Origin of the sequence: Corynebacterium mustelae, from assembly GCF_001020985.1 — a bacterium.
GTDB classification, from domain to species: domain Bacteria; phylum Actinomycetota; class Actinomycetes; order Mycobacteriales; family Mycobacteriaceae; genus Corynebacterium; species Corynebacterium mustelae.
Window position 1 is genome coordinate 3011738 of sequence record NZ_CP011542.1, and the last position, 18004, is coordinate 3029741.

Consider the following 18004-nt stretch of genomic DNA (forward strand, 5'->3'; position numbering starts at 1 on the left):
TCATAAACACAAACCGGACACTGCATCATCGTCAACAACGATGCGTTCACCGAGAACATCTTCTTCCCGGCCATCATCTTGGATAAACAACCGTAAGAAACCACCAGAAAAGCTCCGACAGTCGATCACCCAATGTCGGGCGCTTTCCTCAGCTGCCGTAACCGACCCCATGAGTGTATCCGGCACCAGCAATGAGCCGGGCTCACTGTATCCCGATTCGGTACTCGCGGCGCATTTTACGGGGGTACCGTCGCCGGGGAATAGGGGAAGTCGGAGCGGATTATGCACCAGAATAAACCGTGGTGGTTGTCGATCTTCAACACCATCGCGCCATAGCCACAATCGTGGATAGCGTAAATCGCCCACGATATATGGGTTCTTGTGATCGATGACGTACCGGTAGATCTTCAAACCGGCATACGTGATAATCGCAGGTTTCGCCTTTGTAGTCTGCCCCGCATATATGCTTTTTGGGGTTAAGGTTACCTCATCACCGAAACTGTTAAGATGCAGGCGGATGCCTCCCTGCCGATGATAATTCGCGGCCGTAAGCTCAACCGATTCACCTTGCTTCTGAGTCACCTCTACAAGATCAGCACCGAATGGCCAGTCAAACGTAATCAATTGACTGTCAACGCGTTGAATCAAAGTGGGCTCGTGAATCTCACCAACCCGGTGCAATACTTTAAATTCGCCTACTAAAGATTGATCACCGACCACATTCACCGGCACGCAATACACCTGCGGCCAATCACTGGGCCACATGAGCTCAATAAAAACTGTTTCGCCTGGCTCTGACTCCGTAGTATTTATCCACTCTGTGGCGCCAAGCGCATCGTCGTCCGCCAGATAGCGACTATCGACGGCTTGGTTGATTAGGTCAGGGGCAGGTTCGGAATTGGTGAGATAAATCTTCACCTCACCGGTTGGTGGTGCCACCCATTCCAGGGCAATTCTGTCGTTGTCGTCCTTGGGGACATACACGGCGCTTAAAAGCTCAACCGCCTGAATGTCCGCGCTGATACGCCGAGTGAAAACGGCACTCCCGTCACCCCGAATTGTCTTACCCCGAAAAACAATTTCCGGAAAGATTTGAAATTCATAGGTCCCACCCCGAACTGGCACGCTGCAAACAAAGCTGCGGGAATCTACCCCGTCGCGTAATTGATGCGCCGGGAAATCAATCGGGTTATCAGCGTAGGCTTGACGCATGAACACCGCCATTGAGCTATGTCCCCGAAGCGGGGTCCACGTGCCATTAACGATCCCATTCGATTCCACAATCGTGATGTCGTGTGGCGCAATCGCAATGCCTTGTTCACCGACGAAAATTGGCTGTACTTCCAGCAAACCATCCACAGTTGGCGCGGAATACGCCCACACCATGTAGTGCCGCATTCCGGCACCCGCAGCTATCTCATCCCGATACGCAGTTCCTTGGGTCAGCACCAATTGGGTTCCGGACTCGGGACTTAGCGGTTGCTCACTGTCTGCACCAATAACCAGGTAGACGAGGGAATGTCCTGGTGGGATGGGGATAGGGTTCCAATGAATCAAGGCATGCACGGCACGATGCTTATCGACGTCGCCCGGTGCGGTTTGATCATCTGAGCGTTCAATCTCCACCTGAATCCCAGGAACAACGCTATCGGATGCACCCCACTGATAGGGGACGAATTCATCCCGGCTTATCCCCAAAATGAAATCTGCCGGATTCACAACCCGGTGTCTGGCTTTCTTGCGTTCCGCCGCAGCCTGTAATTTTGCGGCAAGTCCGTCCAACGCTGGAGCAGTTTGAGTTGCCTCCACTACCTCCGCCTCGATACTTTCCGATTCCACCGGCTTTACCGGGCTGTGGTCCGGTTGCGGTAGCTCTTGTTGCAGTACCGCGGATTGGTCATGTACTTCATCCGCTACCTCAGGTCCTGTTTCATTATCAGCTACCGAATCGGCACCAGTATTAAGATGTTGCGCTAAATAGTGTTCGTAGGCGGTTTTATCACCTTGAAGGATCGCCGAGATTGCTTGAGCAATCGTATCGACCTCTGTGTGTCGAATCGCAGCCACGGCTTCTGGGGTTGGGTTGGTTAGTGCGGCAGCCTGAAGCAACTCCTCGGTGGGAATATCCCGCAATTGTTTTCGTAGCACCATGTTGCGCCCTCTATACCAATCCATCGAAATCAGGGAAGACATTTTTGCCTTCGGTTAACAACGAATCTGGTCGTGTCTGCGCGGTTGCCTGCTCAGCATCGAAGACCACGGTGGTGGGATCCAAACCAGCCTGTGACTCCCCTACCAAATAAACCAGTGGCACCGAAGGGCTGAATTGCGTTACCGTCACGCTTTGGTTCAGATTATTGCTGGCTGTTCCGCTCACATCAACGGTAGACAAATTAGTGTCAATGCTGGTGGCATTCCTGCTTACTCCCGCCGCGTTGACGCACGCGTTGGAAAACCGCGATTGGACGGGGTCAAAATCGTGCAGTGGGCTTAAGAAGTCGTCGCGGCTGCTGGTTTTGACGGTGTTGTTTTCATAAAACTCCACGGTATTCACCGCCTGTTCAATACGCTGGGTGACCGACCGATTGTTAATGGTTTCCAACCACTTGTCTGCTATACGGTTACGGTCTTCTAACCGCTCGCTTACCGCGTAGTTGGCTACTTGATCCAAGATCGAGTTCGTGCCAGACCCAGGTTGGCCAAAAAGCTCAGCCATTCGGGTTGGGTTGGTTCCCTCGGCACGCTTCATTTCTGTGAAGGTATCGTCCACAAATGATTGCAACGCAGCCCCTGCCCAACCGGGGCCAAAGAATTCTGACCGAACCTCATTGACCAATTCTGTCATATCAGAATCGCCAGCCACCGCCCGACCCAGTTGAGTAGACCTGGGCAAGCCAGCCGTTGGAATACTCAGTGCCTTACTGGATTCGTCGGGTTTTCCAAACGGCCGTTCAAGCACACGCCCGATGATGGTATTCCAGCTTAGAAATTGCAGGTACGCGCCCGTGAGCCGGGTGACGTCTTGGATCGCGTCACAATAGTTCTGAGAACAAATCTGGTGGTTTTCCAGTAGCAATCGTTTTCGTTCGATCCCATCAATGATTCCGCGACGCGCCGACATGAACACCGCCATTTGGGTGCCCAGAATCACCCCGGTGATAATCAGCAACAACAGCACGTACCAGCGCCAATCAATTCCTGGCCAGCTTGCGAGAAAGAAGCGCCAATCCGGCTTGTAGTAGCGGATCACGAAGTAGGTTAGAACAAGAAACAGCGGTAGCCAGATGAAACTCAGCATGCGCAGTTTCATTGCCAATGCGCGGTTTTCCTTTTCGTAGTCGCGTTCATGGAGCGTGGCTACGTCGGCTTGAATAGCCTGCAACCTGCTCCAGGATTCCCCTACTCGGGAGCGAGCGGTATCTAAACGTTCCAGCAGATGGTTGCCCATCGCCCAGGCGAAACTAGAGGAATGGCGTTGCCGCCACTGCGCGAAATCCTCACGGATCCGTATGATGGAAGAATCGGTGGATTGGGTCGCCACATAAGTGAGTTCGTTTTCAAAGACTCGGGCTCGATACACATCGAATGGCAGAATATGGGCATCGGACTCATTCATACCCACTAGATCTTTTAGGATCGGGTGATACCCATTGAAGGCTTGTGACGTGTCCGGAACCACATCGCCCGGTCGACGGGCGATCATGGGGTTACTGTTGTTGTCGCGTGGTCCGGCTAATTCGCCGTCTAGCCGCTCAGCCCCGTCGACAAGCGTAACCGCCGCTTCTGTATAGTCTTGCCACAGCATGGATAAACTAGGTTCGGGCTCGACTGTAAAACCATTCCGTTGCACCTGTTGCTGAATGCTGTGGGATTGTTCGCGTAACTGCGTCATCGACGCAGGCCGACCGGAGCTGGAGCCCACAACGACCTCCACAACGGATTTTTCACCATACAATCCACGTTGGATAGCCGAGGCTGCATTGTCAGTGACTGTACCTTTGATCGAATCCGCCCACCGGCGCGGGGTTCCGAAGACCGCGAGGGAAAACTCCCGGATGAAGGATTTCACCGCGGCAAATCCGTCTTGCCTGATACTGGCTACATGTTTTTCTGCCTGTGGCACAGTGGTTAAGTTTGCCTCGTGCTTGGCAATAATCCCGGTGGTATAGCGGCGTGCTACTTCGGCGGGATCATTGATGAAAACAGTGTAGCGGCCGTCCCTAAAAGCCGTGAGGGGCAATTGCTCCGAAATATCAACCACTCGGCGTACCAATTGATCTTCCAGCTGGCTGGCATCTATGGTGCGATGGTATGCCCGGGCCAGCCGAAATGCGGATTTAGGGCCGGTGGATATTGCGTGGCCCGTGTCGTCTAACACGGGGATCGTCGTTGAACTGCGCCACAGTCCGCATAGGCTACTGAGCGCTGGTGCGAACACTTCAGCTGCGCCGCTAGGATCAGATGCGCGGTAAAGCGGGCTTAACGACGACACCGGGCTGTCGGAATCCTCCGGAGCCAGCGCTATGGTGGACCAGCCTTCACGCTCTATGGGTGGATGCGTCGGGTGCGGCAATCGAGGCAGAAGCATACGAATCCGAGAAACACGGCCCGCAACTCGATTTTCAACTTCGGCCAGCCACCGATCTATCTGCGAAAAACTGGTTTCAGCCGGATCATTGGTTATTTCTTCCAACGCAACCACTAAAACGGTGCCGCGTACTTCCCGCAGCGCGGCATCAATGGTGAGCAACGGTTCGGCCGAGTAACTTCCTATCATCCGCACGGCGGGAGAAAACACGTCGCTTACGGTGTCAATCCACATAAACTGCTTCAACCGACCAAGGGTGGCCATGTCGGATAACGTATGTCGCATTTCGTCAACCACGAGGCCGTGGCCTAGAACCACCACTTGCGTGTCATCTTTGTTGCTCATACCAAACCACCAAATTCACCGAAATCAGCAGAGCCACTGGACCTTTCGTCGTTTAGATTTCCAGCATCAAATACTGGTGCCGAATCAGCTGGGGGTCGGGCAGCTACAATCTTCGCCTGATCTAACATGGCCTTTAGTTGGCGGATTACCGCCAACACATCCGGTGCAAAATCCCGATAAAACGGCATATTCGACGCATGTTCCCTGCTTGGCGGGTTTGCCCAGACTTTTTCTGCAGTTGTGGCACCAGGGAAACCATTGCTGGGGGTGAGCACGAATTTATCGGCTACTGCTCCCGCTCTTGTCAGCGCCTCGGTTATCATCTCGGCGCGGTCTTCAATACCATCACCTACCACTTTATTGTCCCCAGCCGGGAACACTCCGTCGCGGAGGAATTGCGCAATATATCCCACTGCGGGATGCTGAATACCGCCCTGGCTATTCGTTGGGTGTTGAGCGGAGTCATCATAGATTCCACGCAGTGCCCAGTATGGGCGCAGCGATTGCGCTAGCTTTCCGGTTGCATCCTTGTTATGCGATTCAGCATAGGCCAACAGAATCGACTCTATGACAGCGGGCATCCAGTCGACTGAATTTCGCATGTGCGACGGTGGCGTCAGCATCGGCTGTGGGAATGGTAACCATTCATTGCCGTCAAAGACCCAGGCACGTGCGTCTTTTTGCCCTTGATTGTGTACGTATACTCGCCCGGTGGCTAGGCCCAGAATCCAGCCTGCCACCAACGCCCGGCGTTCGTCATCGGATAGCGGCAGCGCTGCAGGCAGTGGCCTGGCCCGGCGTAGCATCCATGCGTTTTCTTTGTCCATTCGGGCGGACCAATCATGGGAAATCGCGGGCAATAGTGAACTGAACACAATTGGTGAATAGTTCGGGTAAGAGCCGAAAACATCGATGCGCTGCACCTTTTTCGCGTCGGAAAGCGACTCAACGAATACTGTCTTGGTTTGATCATGCAGGTGCGGGACGGCATTGAGGACGTCGGAAAGCGTATCGGCGGCGGTAAGGTGCTGGAATGGAATCTCCGAGAAACTGTACCTGTAGGTTACATCCGAGCCGTGCACCAGGCTCACCATCGCCGCATTGACTCCGGCAAGCGGCCGGGCCTGGCTTAATGCGGTGGAAAACGCCGAGCGGAGCCGGTTGAGCCGCTGTTGGTATTCCACATCGTTGACCGACTCATCCTGGGTCATGTAGGAACGCAGATCCATCGAGATAAACCGCTCGAAATGATAACCCGTGCGGTTAATCCACAACCGAGCTCGGCCAAGCAGATCCGCCGGGCGAATCTTCGCCGCAAATACCGCCGGGCTGGATTCCCGGATCTCACCACCTCCGGGCGGGCTTTGGAGATGTTTAGAAACCCAACCTGCCCGGTTACCGGACACTTCCGCGCGAATCGATGGTGCTAGTGTGTCCTCCAGCGCTTTAACCGCATCAGTGCTTTCCCACTTACCAACAATCACGGAGCGAGCCGCCAATCGAACCGCTTGGCTTAAATCAAAAACCGAAGGGTCGGAGACCTTGACCGTTTCTATCAACTGATTGGCGTAGTCGATTGGGAACGAGTCCACCTCGGTAATCAAAATCTCATTGGCAGAACCCCGGAACCGGTCGCTGATCCGTTCATCAGTATCAGTAGGCCACGCCACCGGGTCCGTTGTGGACACGTCTGCCAGGTGTGACACGGTGTCTTTCTTTCGGGCAGCTTCGGAAAGGTCAACGTGGGCGGTTTCCAACTCCCGCATTAACCGTTGCAACGCAGTGACCCGAAAGTCCTCTAACACCGGGTGTACCACACGCGCCAACGCCACCAGCATGTAGGTGCGCAATTGCGGCCGGTATGCAGCTGCAACCGCGTCGAGGATTTCCCCGCCACCGTGCACTCGTTTATTGCCGCTTAACGGATGCAACAACGTGTCAATATCCGCAGGCTTGGCTGCCGGGTTCATACCAACAGCATTCCTCACGGCGTTGTTGAGTGCCACCGAAATCCCCTGCTGAATGATGTCATTAATCTCACCCAATGCTGCCTCAACAAACGGGACCCCCACAACGGATAGTTCCCGCTCTGCCGCCGCGACGACGCTGTCAAGTAACCAATCGGCGTATTCGTATACGGCTGCATAGGCCGCGTTATTAAGATTTGTCGCTAGGGTATGTGAAATATTCTGGTGACCAAGACGCTGCTCAATTTCACGGGCCCAATCCCTACTTTGTTGTCCATCGCTTGGTTGTGGCAGCGCTTGGCGCAGCCAATACACTGATGCCGAAACTGCGTTTGTTATTTCCGTTTCGAAATTAGCTTCCAACCAACCAGATATCATGGAGCCGGTAGGCTGTGTACTTCTGAATTCCGGGTTAATGCGCAATTCCTGAAGAATATATGGCATCCGTTCCGACAATTTCGCCTTTAGCTGTTCTTCGCCAGTTGCGTGGTTTGTTGGATCGATATGCCCGGTTAGCAATCGGTCGAATGCGCTTCGTGCCAACCGTTGTGCGGAATATTCCGCATATTTATCTCGCCCCATACTTAATTGCGCATATCCCATGGAACCCCATGGGATACCATCCCATTTCAGCTGTGCCGGATCAGCCCATCCCAAGTAATCTCGGTTAGCTCCTGGCGATCCGGTATTTGCTAGCGAATACTGAACGAAGCTATCACTTGCCTGGTCAGAATACATCAACGCGCTCAGAGCCCGACCTAAGCCTCGGTACACCCCAGTGGAGCTGCCGTCACCGAATTTCGCGCCTTCCTCCCCCATCCGGTTACCGATCGGAAACATGCGACCGAAAGTAATAGGCCGGTTGGCGCCATTAATCCCCAACGCTTCGTATAACTGTGCGTCAGAAGCTGCTGCGGCTCCGGTTTGGCTGGCGATCGCTTCACCAAACATCGCGAGCGAATTAGGCCACGTGCCCACCATCATTTCCGGCGGAATTTCGGAAAAAACCTCCGGGGTAAGCATGAAAACCCCAGTATGTTCTGGTTTGGCATTGGGAAGGGTGGATAGGATGCGGCACACATCCAAAAACATTGAAGCGCCCGCACCGCCTGCCATAGAGGAGATGATGAGAATCACTGGTGATGTGTTGTGTGAATGCGAATTCTTGCCAGAAATCGCGAAGTTGAGTTCGTCTAGTTCAATGTGCGCCTGCGTGGTGTTGAGCGCATCCAGTGCACGGTTTAACCCATCTTGGATTTTCTTTATCGCAGGAATGGTAAGCATCCGCCCCAGCGCCCGATACTGGCCTGCACCTTCGGATACGGGGGTAGTAATCGCGCCAGGCACTCGTGGTGCCCAAGTTGCTACTTCTTTCAACCCGCCGTTGTGGATTAATTCGCTGGTGGTGCCGGTGTCAAAGGTGGAATACCGTTGTCTGCTGCCAATGCCAATGTACTTACCGCCGCTTTGTTGCACATTGGGCAGATTATCTGGCCCGGCTTCTGGCGCTATGGGAACGTCAATGGTAACGAATTGCCAGCACTCCGGCAGTCGTGTGCGATCCGGTTGGATCGTGCGAAGCAACGCCTTGAGCTGGTCGATCATATAGGCTTGTGTTTTTGCGCCAGAGCCGCCACAACCAACTACCAAAAATTTACGCATTAATTCTCCTCAAAGGATATTTCGTTCTAAGCCACGACCGGCTCCTTCATATTTCACGGTTGTGTGTGGCACAACCGTCCAAAGTAAAAGGGCCCGACATCGATGCGATTGTTAATCTGCGAAGGGGTCTCGCGCACCACCTAGTGGCGGGTCTTGGGGTTTTATGACCGGATTACTAGTATCGGGAATCTCCGACTGTGGGCGTTGGGTGCCTAATCCGTGCGAACCACCGTACGGCCCGTTGCGGTCACCGGCTGTATCCATGCTGCCACCTGTGCCGGTATGGTGCGTTACGACGCCACCAGACCGGATGGTTCCGCTATCCCCGAATGGGTCAGCCTGTGCCAGATTCTGTTCATCAGTCGCATCCAAGACCACGGATGGAACTGCTGGTCTTAGTTTTTCGAGGAAATCTGGAACTTTCTCGGTTATGTCTTGGGATATGCGCTGTAATTCTTCATCGCTGATATTGTGGTCGACAATAACTAGGATATGCCCTCGGTTTTCGTCATGCGCATTGCCGAACAACACCCAATTTCCGCGCAGCGCCAGCGGCAACCGGGCAGCTTCTCCGATCTGTTTACCGCTACTTGCAATCGCCGGGCTATCGACGGTCACTGCATAAGCTGCGGTAAACGGATTTAGGTCCCGGCCTACGGTTATCTCTTTGCCTGCCAATACCACCCGGCGCGGCTGTGGCGTTACACCAGTTGTATTCAAAACTACGGATTGATAATCGAGCTGAACTCGGCCACCAGTGTCTTCGCGCACCACCGCCCCATCGGGTGTGCGTGTTATGGGGAAGCTGTATCCATGCAATTTGGTACCTGCCAAAACCCCGGTGACGTGTTTAATGATGTACAAAATCGCTAATGGAATCAGAATTCCCAACAAGATGGCGATGATAAGCACCGCAACGAACACTGGGGGGTTCACCGGCGCGCGCATGCTGCCGCGCATATCCACTGACACTTCGCCGCTAGCGTTGTCTTCCAATGCCATCATTTTCACCAACGCATCGAAAGCAAGCGGACCGTCCCGCAACGAATCCACGGTTATGGTGATGGGCAATTCACCACGATCGCCTTCCTTTAGTAATAGCGCTGAATCAGCACTATCGTGTTTTGCGGCTACGTTAACTGCGCCAACATTATCCGGGACAGTCATATTCTCTTTGATCCCTGCCGGATCGACCCAAAGCCTTCCTGGACCTTCGACGGGGATTGTGATGGTGGTTTCTTTCTCCTCAACCGCAAAATTAACTGTGCGAGGGGCTTTTGGTAGATATGCGGGGGAAATAACTATTGGATATCGTGCCACCACCGGCGATAATTCGGTGCCGGGAGTCTCTTTGATCCCTTGAGTGGTAATGGTTGTACTCAGAACAATCTCACCCGTGGTGGGTTCAGCTACCTCAGCCAGGGCAAATTCCACCGACTCGCCGTTTATTATCGACTGCGGTTGTCCCATAGCCACCGGCGCACCAGCGGCTGGTACGAACTGTGCAGAGATTGAAGCTTCCCCGTCCAATGCGCGGGGTTGACCATGCCTATCGACCAAGGTGGCGTGAATCGTATCATTGGTGGACAACCCAACGGTCTTGGTGTTGCTTAATTCCTTGACGACAGTGTTAAGGCCAGGGAATATCTGCATTTTCGCACTGTAATAGGTGTTCTTTTCACCCGTGGTCTTGTAACCAAATGCCCACTGGCCAGCCCAATCGTCGGTCTTGGTTTTTTCCATAGCAATATCGACCATCCCGGGGACACTAGCGCCGAGTTCTGTTTCGATTGTGGCGCCATTGACAGTGTGCTTCGGAGTTGTTAATTCCAGGGTTTGACCACCTGGAGTAATCAAAATCGGAATTAACGTTCCATCGGCGACTACCTCTTCTGGTTGGGAGGAAATACGCACCTCAGTGATGGAATTATCGAGTACAAATGTCAGCTGACTTTGCGTATCGCCTCGGTGTTCCACGGAGGCGGAATCTGGAAGAAGCGAACGAAACGCCGCGAATAATCCCGCCGGGTTGGATTCTGCATTGAAAAACGCGCCGTTGGGTTCCTGCCCTGCCGCACAGTCGCTTCCTTCGGCCATTGACCTCAGTAATTGTTCTGGTGAATCTTCCCCTTCGGGAATCAACCCGACAGTGAATAGGTGAACACCCGCGTCACGGGCCTTGGACACCACTCCATCACCGCTGCATACAGCTTCTCGGGCGGCGATGTCCGCTTGGCTGTCACCAGGAACGGTAAGCAAGCCATCGGTGAAAAAGAGGATGCTGCGACAGGAATCCGGGTCTGGTTGCGCAGCAATATCCGCCAGCGCACCGGATAATGCGACCCCGTAGTTGGTGTAGAGATCGTTATTGCGGTTTTCAAAACCAGAGATTGCGGTATCCAGCGCGGCGGGATTTTGCGACACGTTGGTCCATTCCCCGTAGGTTTCGGGGTTGGAACGATACCCCTCGCCGAAGCCTGCGAGTTTGACGTTAATGTCCGCGTCGATGTCGGCTGCGGATTTCCCGAGTTGAGCTACCAAATCCTCAACCGCAGCCACCCTAATGTTTTTCGGGTCCGATGCAGGTCCACCGTTATGTCCCCGCAGAGAGGCCGACTCGTCGATGACAAAAATGATGTCCGCCTTTTTCTTGGTGGCGATACATGAATTCAATCGTTCCAGATTGCGGACACCAGTTTCGGAAACGTTGTTCTGCTGCGCGAATGCGGCTGGGGCCGCGACCAGCCCGGTTAAGACCGCGGCGGCTATAACTCCTATGGTTTTTTGAACGGTGTTGGCAAAGTGTTTCACAGCGATGTCCTGACGTTAGTTTCCGATGGTCTTTGACAGCCAGAGGGCGATCTCAACGGCCGTTATGACGACCGCGATGGAACCAAGCGCAAGCGTTGCCCGCACCAAAAGGGTCTGCGTTGGGTTTTCGATATACAGTCCCGCCGCTTTTCGACGATTATCCGCGCCGATGTGTAAGCCCAATAAAATAAACCCTGCGATTCCTGCTAAAAACCACCCGATGATCGCCATGATCCGGAAAGCATCGTCTGTCGCACTGCCTCCGATGATTGGGGCCAATACCCCAAGCACCACGGCAATTCCCACACTTAGTACCGCAGCTAGTAGAAACGGCCACGGGCCAGTCACCGGTGTCGGTAACCTCCGGGGTGATGCAGACATGTCCCCAAAGTCGCCGGGGACCTCGGTGCCGAAACCTGGTGCACCTGATTGGCCAGGTTGATTGGAAGCAAAAGGGTCAAAAGCGGCCGGGCTAGAGCCAAAATTTGTGGACATCGTGAAGTCCTCCTTGCGACGGAACCCCTCATTCTGCGGGGTTTCCTGTGGTTTTTCTTAACTGACCGTGACGCGACTATCGCCTAAAAGAATATCGGAACCGTCCACCATCGGTGATCATTTGAACCGCATCAATCAACCACCACACGAATCCCACAAAAAGCATCGGTAATCCGATAATGCTTAAGAAAATGGTGCCGGTGAGGACAGTCCCAAAGAAGAACAAACAAATCTGCGTAATGGCAATGGCGTTAAACCCGGTGTAGAGATTGTGGGCGCTGATAAAACCGAAGAAAAACCACAACAGAACCGCGATGGTTTTATCTTTAGTTGGTTCCATGACACCAGGCGCGAAGCCATATTGGGGTATTAATCCTGGTTGCGCGTATGTTTGCTCGACTGGAACCGAGCCGTAGTTCGGATCATGCATTCCTGGGGTGGTGCTGTAATTAATTGGGGTCTGATAGGACGTCGGCTGCGAGCTATATCCATCGGTGTTATACGGTTGCCCATCACCATAAAAAGCATCGCTCGAACCTGTAGGGGTTGGAAAAGGATTAGACAGCGGGTCTGGGGAATTATGGGCGTTCGTCATCGAAAACGTTCCTTCGGTCATTAAAGTTGTGCCGTTTCTACACCAGGCAATCTTAAATCTTACCTACAACATCGCGACCCAAATGGGGTTAGCGATGCCGTTTTCCTCACCCCCACTGGGTGAAACACGACGTCAAGAAGGAAACTGATTGCCCGATTTACTCCCCCAACCTCCCCCGGTTTTTCACTTTTGGTAGCACAAAACTAACAACCGGAAGTAGGAAACGATCTACCGGTTGCTGTGTTCAAATCCTAGCCACGACGCTCCTGCTTAGCGTCGAAAAGCAAAACTGCCGACGATCAGTTTACGCTTCAGCTGTTGCTTCGGCACTAGAAATACGGGCAGCAGCCTCTAACAACATCCAGCCAGAAAGCTGAACTGACAGATCGCGTTCATCAATACGCACAAGCCGAACATAATCGGTAATGGTAGAAGTAGCAGCTAACCCGAAGTTGTGTGGCAATTTCGCATCACTGAGCCAGTCTGAGGAAAACACCGGCAACCCATCAACTTCAAGCCGATGATTCCACACGCTTTCGGCGCTGGCCATGACCATCTTTTTGGCCAGTTTCTTCGTTGCGATATTCGCCTCAGTATCGTCCGGCAGGCGCACCGCAATATCAGCCAAGTACCGCACCAAGATACCTTTAAACAAACCGCCATCACCGTCACCAGTACGCCAATTGATAACGCCGTTAGCATTAGCCATTTCTTTGAACACTGCGGCTACCACGGAACGAATATGAGTAAGGTAGATTACGGCGTCCTCAGCGGTTTCAGGCGATTTACGCAGATGAAGTGCCAGCTCCAGGCATGCCCCGATCATCACCCCCTGGCAATAGGGGTGAGTAGGTTTGACCATTTCTGGGCCATTCATGGACATGCGAATGCCATCCATGACCAACCCGTTGTCGTCGATAAGTTCATCAAAAACCCAATCCACCAAGAACCGCGCCTTGGCAATCCGGCCGGTGCGTGCCATCATGATCGCCGCAGGCCCATTGGTGGGCACATTGAAGAATGTCTCCCCCACTCGCCACGGCAAAACTGCCGTAACTGGATCGATTCCATCCAGAATATTTTCTTCCAGCACCTTAAGATATTTGCGCTTGGTTTTCCCTGGATACAAAATCTCCGATGCGCGGTTGAGTGCAAGGGCAAGCCACAGCTTATCGTCGTAGTAGTTATTGCGGGTAAATTGCCCGAAATTGCGCAATCGAATGCCCCGAATGGTTTCCTTGATCCGAATCTTGCGGATTTTTGAGGGACGCCGATGCGCGGCGTCAATCAGACAATCTAAATAGTGTGCCTGCCACCAGTAATGCCAGCGGTAGAAGAGTTTTTCCTTGGTGTGCGGCGGCCATGCGGCTACCGCGAGATTGGTTCGGGGTAGCCCCCATAACTTGCTGGCATGACGCTCATTAATCGCGGATTCTGCCAGGTCAGCCCGGTGCAGCCACATCTCGTTCACTTAAGGTTCACTCCGCTTCGCGTCATGGATTTTACTAGCTTTTGAAGATTATAACGTACAGATAACAACGTTTATTACATCCATGCCTGCGAAAGATCGGCATGTTGCCTAATCCACGCATGCATCGCAATGCCAGCTGCCACCCCAGCATTAATGGAACGCGTGGAGCCAAACTGGGCAATAGAGCAGGTCATACTGGCATTTTCTTGCGCCTGTTGCGTAACACCAGGCCCCTCCTGCCCAAACAACAGAAGGCATTTTTCCGGCAATGTGGCAGTTTCCAACGGGACGCTGCCCGGCGTGTTATCAATGGCAACAATGGTCAACCCCTGTTCCGCCGCCCACGCTACCACCGAATCAGTATCCGGATGGTGCATGAGGTGCTGATACCGATCCGTCACCATTGCGCCGCGCCGATTCCACCGTTTCTTCCCCACAATGTGCACGGTATCCACCGCAAACGCATTGGCGGTACGCACCACGGTGCCGATATTGGCGTCATTTTCAAAATTTTCAATCGCAATGTGCAACGCGTGCCGTCGGGTGTCAATATCCGCTACGATCGCTTCTCGACGCCAATAGCGGTAGGCATCCACCACATTGCGTCGATCCCCGTGTTCCAGCAGCTCCGGATCATAGTGTGGGTCGGTAGAGATAGGCTGATCCGGGTGTTCTTCCCGCCACGGACCCACTCCGTGGCGACCAGCGCCCCATTCGGTGGGGCCAGCTACCTCGTGATCGTTTTCTGCCATTACAGTCCGAGATCCTCAAGCCCGATGAGGTACCGGTATTCCAAGCCCTCAGCGGCAATAACTTCGTCCGCCCCGGTTGCCCGATCCACAACGGTGGCAATTCCGACAACCTCGGCACCGATTTCACGCAGCGCTGCGACTGCGGTCAGCGGGGAATTTCCGGTGGTGGTGGTGTCCTCTACTACCAGCACCTTTTTCCCTGCCACGTCCGGACCCTCCACGCGGCGTTGCATTCCGTGCTTTTTCGCTTCTTTGCGCACCACAAACGCGTCGATATCGCGACCATCGGCGTGCATGATAGCCGTTGCCACCGGGTCAGCCCCCAGCGTCAACCCGCCCACAGCCACGTATTCCCAATCTGCCGTTAGTTCCCGCAATAATTCCCCAATTAACCGGGATGCTTCGTGATGCAAGGTAGCCCGCCGCAGGTCAACATAGTAATCGGCTTCCATGCCTGACGATAAGGTGACTTTGCCGTGGACTACCGCCAAGTCTTTAATCAATTCGGCGAGTTGGGCTTTTTTGGACTGGTTCAGCATCTTTTCGTTCTTTCCGATGGTTGGGGTTGAGTAACACCTTGTTCGGCGCAGGATTACTTCCGGGTAGTTTAGTCGGTTTCCGGGGTGTCGTTAAATATGTGTGCAGGTTGGGTCGGGTCACGCAAGATTCTGGTTCCGTGGTAGTTCGATTGCCGTTTCTCCAGATCATCCGCGATGGGAGCCACATCATCTGCCCCGATCTCGTGGGGAATCACCACCCCTCTCATATCGCCACGCACCCGGGTAGGCAAAACAACATGCTCTTCCTTGGGTTTTATGGTGGGGATTAGCTTCAATGGTGTGGGTTCGATAGGTTCATCCTCACCAAACGTCGCTGTGGGCATCACCCGGGTTGGATCCGCATCTGAGTAGTCGAGAAGCTCCGCAGGCCTATCTGGCGGTAAAACGCATGCGGAATCTGCCAGTAGCACCAGTGGTTCAAGCATGTCCTCCCACTCGCTGGCGCTGCTATTTTTCTCCGTTTGCGCCAATACCCAATTTGCCTCTGCCCACACCGCAACCACGGTTTCCGGCAATGCGCCCAGCGCGGCAGTAACCCGACTATCGATAAAACGCTGACCAACGCCCGGTTCGGTGGCATAAATCTCAAAATCAGCTACCGACTGGATTTTCACAAGATCGTTGGTTGGGTGTGCGGTTATGCCACTACGCTGCGCCACGATTACCTCGTTGCTGATTGCTTTTCGACGAATCGCCATCACCGGATTGCCATGCACATCCGCTAAATGAACCTCATAACCATCAACCATGCCGCTGACAACATCTTTAGCTACCGCACCGGCCGCGGTGATCCCACGGGACCACTCATCAGTGAGAAAATCATCTGATTTGCTGTAATCAAAATTGCGGTGATGCGCCCACAGTCGCCGCCGCTTCCGATTTTGTCCTAGTAACCCCGCCAGACTGTTACGCTTTGCAGTCCTATGCTCAGGTTCTATCGATATTTGCTCCGCAGAATCCTCGGCTACACCGGTGGTTTTTGGTTCCGCAACTACCCGATCAGTGTCGTTTGGCTCTTCCTCTGGTCGGGCTTCGGGTGCCTCGCTATCCGCCTGAACGTCTTCGTGTTCTTCGCTGCGCGGCTCTGCGATGCAGCCGTTGCTCTTGGTAGTAGAGGCAGCTGTTACCTGGGCATCCGCAGTGCTTTTTTTGGGGGTGCGGCGCGGTTCCATTAGCAATAATGCCACCCCCAAACCTGCGCATATCGCAGCGATTAGGAAGATCATGCTCTTAGTCTAAGTCAGCGGTCTAACATGGCACCAACAGATTTATCTGAAATTGGGCACCTTTAAAGTTCCCTAGTAGTTTTAAAAGCCTCGTTCTACTGGATTGCGCGGGTTAGCACACCACTGAGACCAGCCACCAATGTAGTGCCGTGGAGTTCCAATCCCGGCTAGATTCATAGCGGCAATAAGTTGCGCCGAATGGTTTCCGGATCCCGAATACACGATTGCATCCGTTACAGTGTGTTCGGTTATGCCGTGCCTCATGAAGATCTCACGCAGTTCATCGGGGGTTTTAAAGGTGTAATCGGGATTCATTACTTCCCGGGTTGGGATATTGATAGCTCCTGGAATGTGCCCGGCTTTTAGGTCCAAGTATTCTTTACGCCCTGCAAACCGATTAGGTTCCCGAGCGTCGACAAGCACCCCTGCATACGCCTTGACGTCTTCAATCGTCGCTATTGGCATTCCGCCCAACACTGGTGAGTTCCCCTCAACCACCCGGGGGTTGCCGGGGCCACCGATGGTACTAAAACCGGCGGTTTCCCACGCTTTTTGCCCTCCATCGAGGATACTTACCTTCGCCACCCCCGCCCATTTCAGGACCCACCAGGCACGCGCGGCAAACAATCCCCGGTGATTGTCGTAGACCACTACATCTCGATCTCTGGATAACCCCCACCGCTTGAACCACAGTTCTAAGGTGGATTGGGTGGGCAGTGGGTTTCGACCAGTAGTGGAGCTCGGGACCGAGGCTAGTGCTTGGGCAGTGTCACAAAATCGGGCTGTCGGAATATGCTCAGAATTGTATTGTGCGTAGCCGCCGCCTTCGTGCGCCGACCATAAACTTGCAAGAATAAGTGGCTGGCGACCAGAATTAATCCGTTGTGAAAGTTCGCTAGCAGAAATGGTGACTGTCATGGTTGTTGATTGTAAATCCCAACTGGTCGTTTGAGTAGTTGGCTAGGACATAGCCCGCCTGACCAGTTTTAATTCTCTTCCGGCCCCAGCAAAAGATACTGCGCTAACCCGTACGTTGCGATCACTGCGAAATCTAAGCCCGGATGCGGGTGCTGGTGATTTACATCTATCAACGCATCAGAAACCATAAATAACGGCCCGCCAAGTGAATGCGACACACTGCTATATGTCGCCAACAACGCACCATAAGCCAATAGTCGCTTGTCATGCACCATCGGTGCCGCCACCGCTACTGCCGCAAGATGTGGAATAACAAAACCAGGCCGATAGCCCGCCCGCAGACGTCGCGCAATAAACGCCACGTGGCCTAACCCGAAACACAGTGCACCACGGCGAAGATTCGCATCGTTGCGCAATAATACGATATCGCCTAAAAGGTGCGCCACAGCCCCGGCAACAAACAACGGATCGCGCAATCGCCGTGGTTGCGCCGCCATGAGGGCGGAGACTATCAGTGGTTTCGCTAGCTTTTCCGCTGGTGTTTTAGCGCCGCACAGCTTTGCGACGCTTGTAGTTGCGGTAGCTGCCAACGATAAGGCGTTATAGAACTTCAC

The 18004-nt window shown here is 53.6% G+C and carries 12 protein-coding genes; all 12 read right to left on the bottom strand.

Features of this window, described 5'->3' with window-relative positions:
• Positions 1-2193 (bottom strand): hypothetical protein, encoded by a 2193-nt coding sequence (locus CMUST_RS13455; protein ID WP_144414223.1) that lies wholly within the window; start codon positions 2191-2193, stop codon positions 1-3.
• Positions 2162-4933 (bottom strand): hypothetical protein, encoded by a 2772-nt coding sequence (locus tag CMUST_RS13460; RefSeq protein WP_052844788.1) that lies wholly within the window; start codon positions 4931-4933, stop codon positions 2162-2164. The genes CMUST_RS13455 and CMUST_RS13460 overlap by 32 nt, the downstream gene beginning before the upstream one ends.
• Complete coding sequence (locus CMUST_RS13465) at positions 4930-8562, bottom strand: tubulin-like doman-containing protein (protein ID WP_047262938.1); 3633 nt, start codon at positions 8560-8562, stop codon at positions 4930-4932. The genes CMUST_RS13460 and CMUST_RS13465 overlap by 4 nt, the downstream gene beginning before the upstream one ends.
• Positions 8563-8673: 111 nt before the next feature.
• The gene (locus CMUST_RS13470) at positions 8674-11373 is read right to left on the bottom strand and encodes a vWA domain-containing protein (RefSeq protein ID WP_052844789.1); all 2700 of its coding nucleotides are present in this window, start codon (positions 11371-11373) and stop codon (positions 8674-8676) included.
• A gap of 15 nt (positions 11374-11388) precedes the next feature.
• The gene (locus CMUST_RS13475) at positions 11389-11868 is read right to left on the bottom strand and encodes a hypothetical protein (protein WP_047262939.1); all 480 of its coding nucleotides are present in this window, start codon (positions 11866-11868) and stop codon (positions 11389-11391) included.
• A gap of 76 nt (positions 11869-11944) precedes the next feature.
• Positions 11945-12463 carry a TM2 domain-containing protein gene (locus CMUST_RS13480; RefSeq protein ID WP_047262940.1) on the bottom strand — a complete coding sequence of 173 codons (519 nt, stop codon included), beginning with the start codon at positions 12461-12463 and terminating at the stop codon, positions 11945-11947.
• A gap of 304 nt (positions 12464-12767) precedes the next feature.
• Positions 12768-13925, bottom strand: coding sequence for a glycoside hydrolase family 76 protein (locus CMUST_RS13485; RefSeq protein WP_201779251.1), 1158 nt, complete (start codon positions 13923-13925; stop codon positions 12768-12770).
• An 83-nt stretch (positions 13926-14008) separates the two neighbouring features.
• Positions 14009-14686: a TrmH family RNA methyltransferase gene (locus tag CMUST_RS13490; RefSeq protein ID WP_047262942.1), complete on the bottom strand. Its 678-nt coding sequence runs from the start codon at positions 14684-14686 to the stop codon at positions 14009-14011.
• Positions 14686-15225: an orotate phosphoribosyltransferase gene (gene pyrE / locus CMUST_RS13495; protein WP_047262943.1), complete on the bottom strand. Its 540-nt coding sequence runs from the start codon at positions 15223-15225 to the stop codon at positions 14686-14688. The genes CMUST_RS13490 and pyrE overlap by 1 nt, the downstream gene beginning before the upstream one ends.
• A 68-nt stretch (positions 15226-15293) precedes the next feature.
• Positions 15294-16472, bottom strand: coding sequence for a type III secretion system chaperone family protein (locus tag CMUST_RS13500; RefSeq protein WP_052844790.1), 1179 nt, complete (start codon positions 16470-16472; stop codon positions 15294-15296).
• An 81-nt stretch (positions 16473-16553) separates the two neighbouring features.
• The gene (locus CMUST_RS13505) at positions 16554-17390 is read right to left on the bottom strand and encodes a sulfurtransferase (RefSeq protein ID WP_047262944.1); all 837 of its coding nucleotides are present in this window, start codon (positions 17388-17390) and stop codon (positions 16554-16556) included.
• 68 nt (positions 17391-17458) lie between these two features.
• Positions 17459-18004 (bottom strand): lysoplasmalogenase family protein, encoded by a 546-nt coding sequence (locus tag CMUST_RS13510; protein ID WP_047262945.1) that lies wholly within the window; start codon positions 18002-18004, stop codon positions 17459-17461.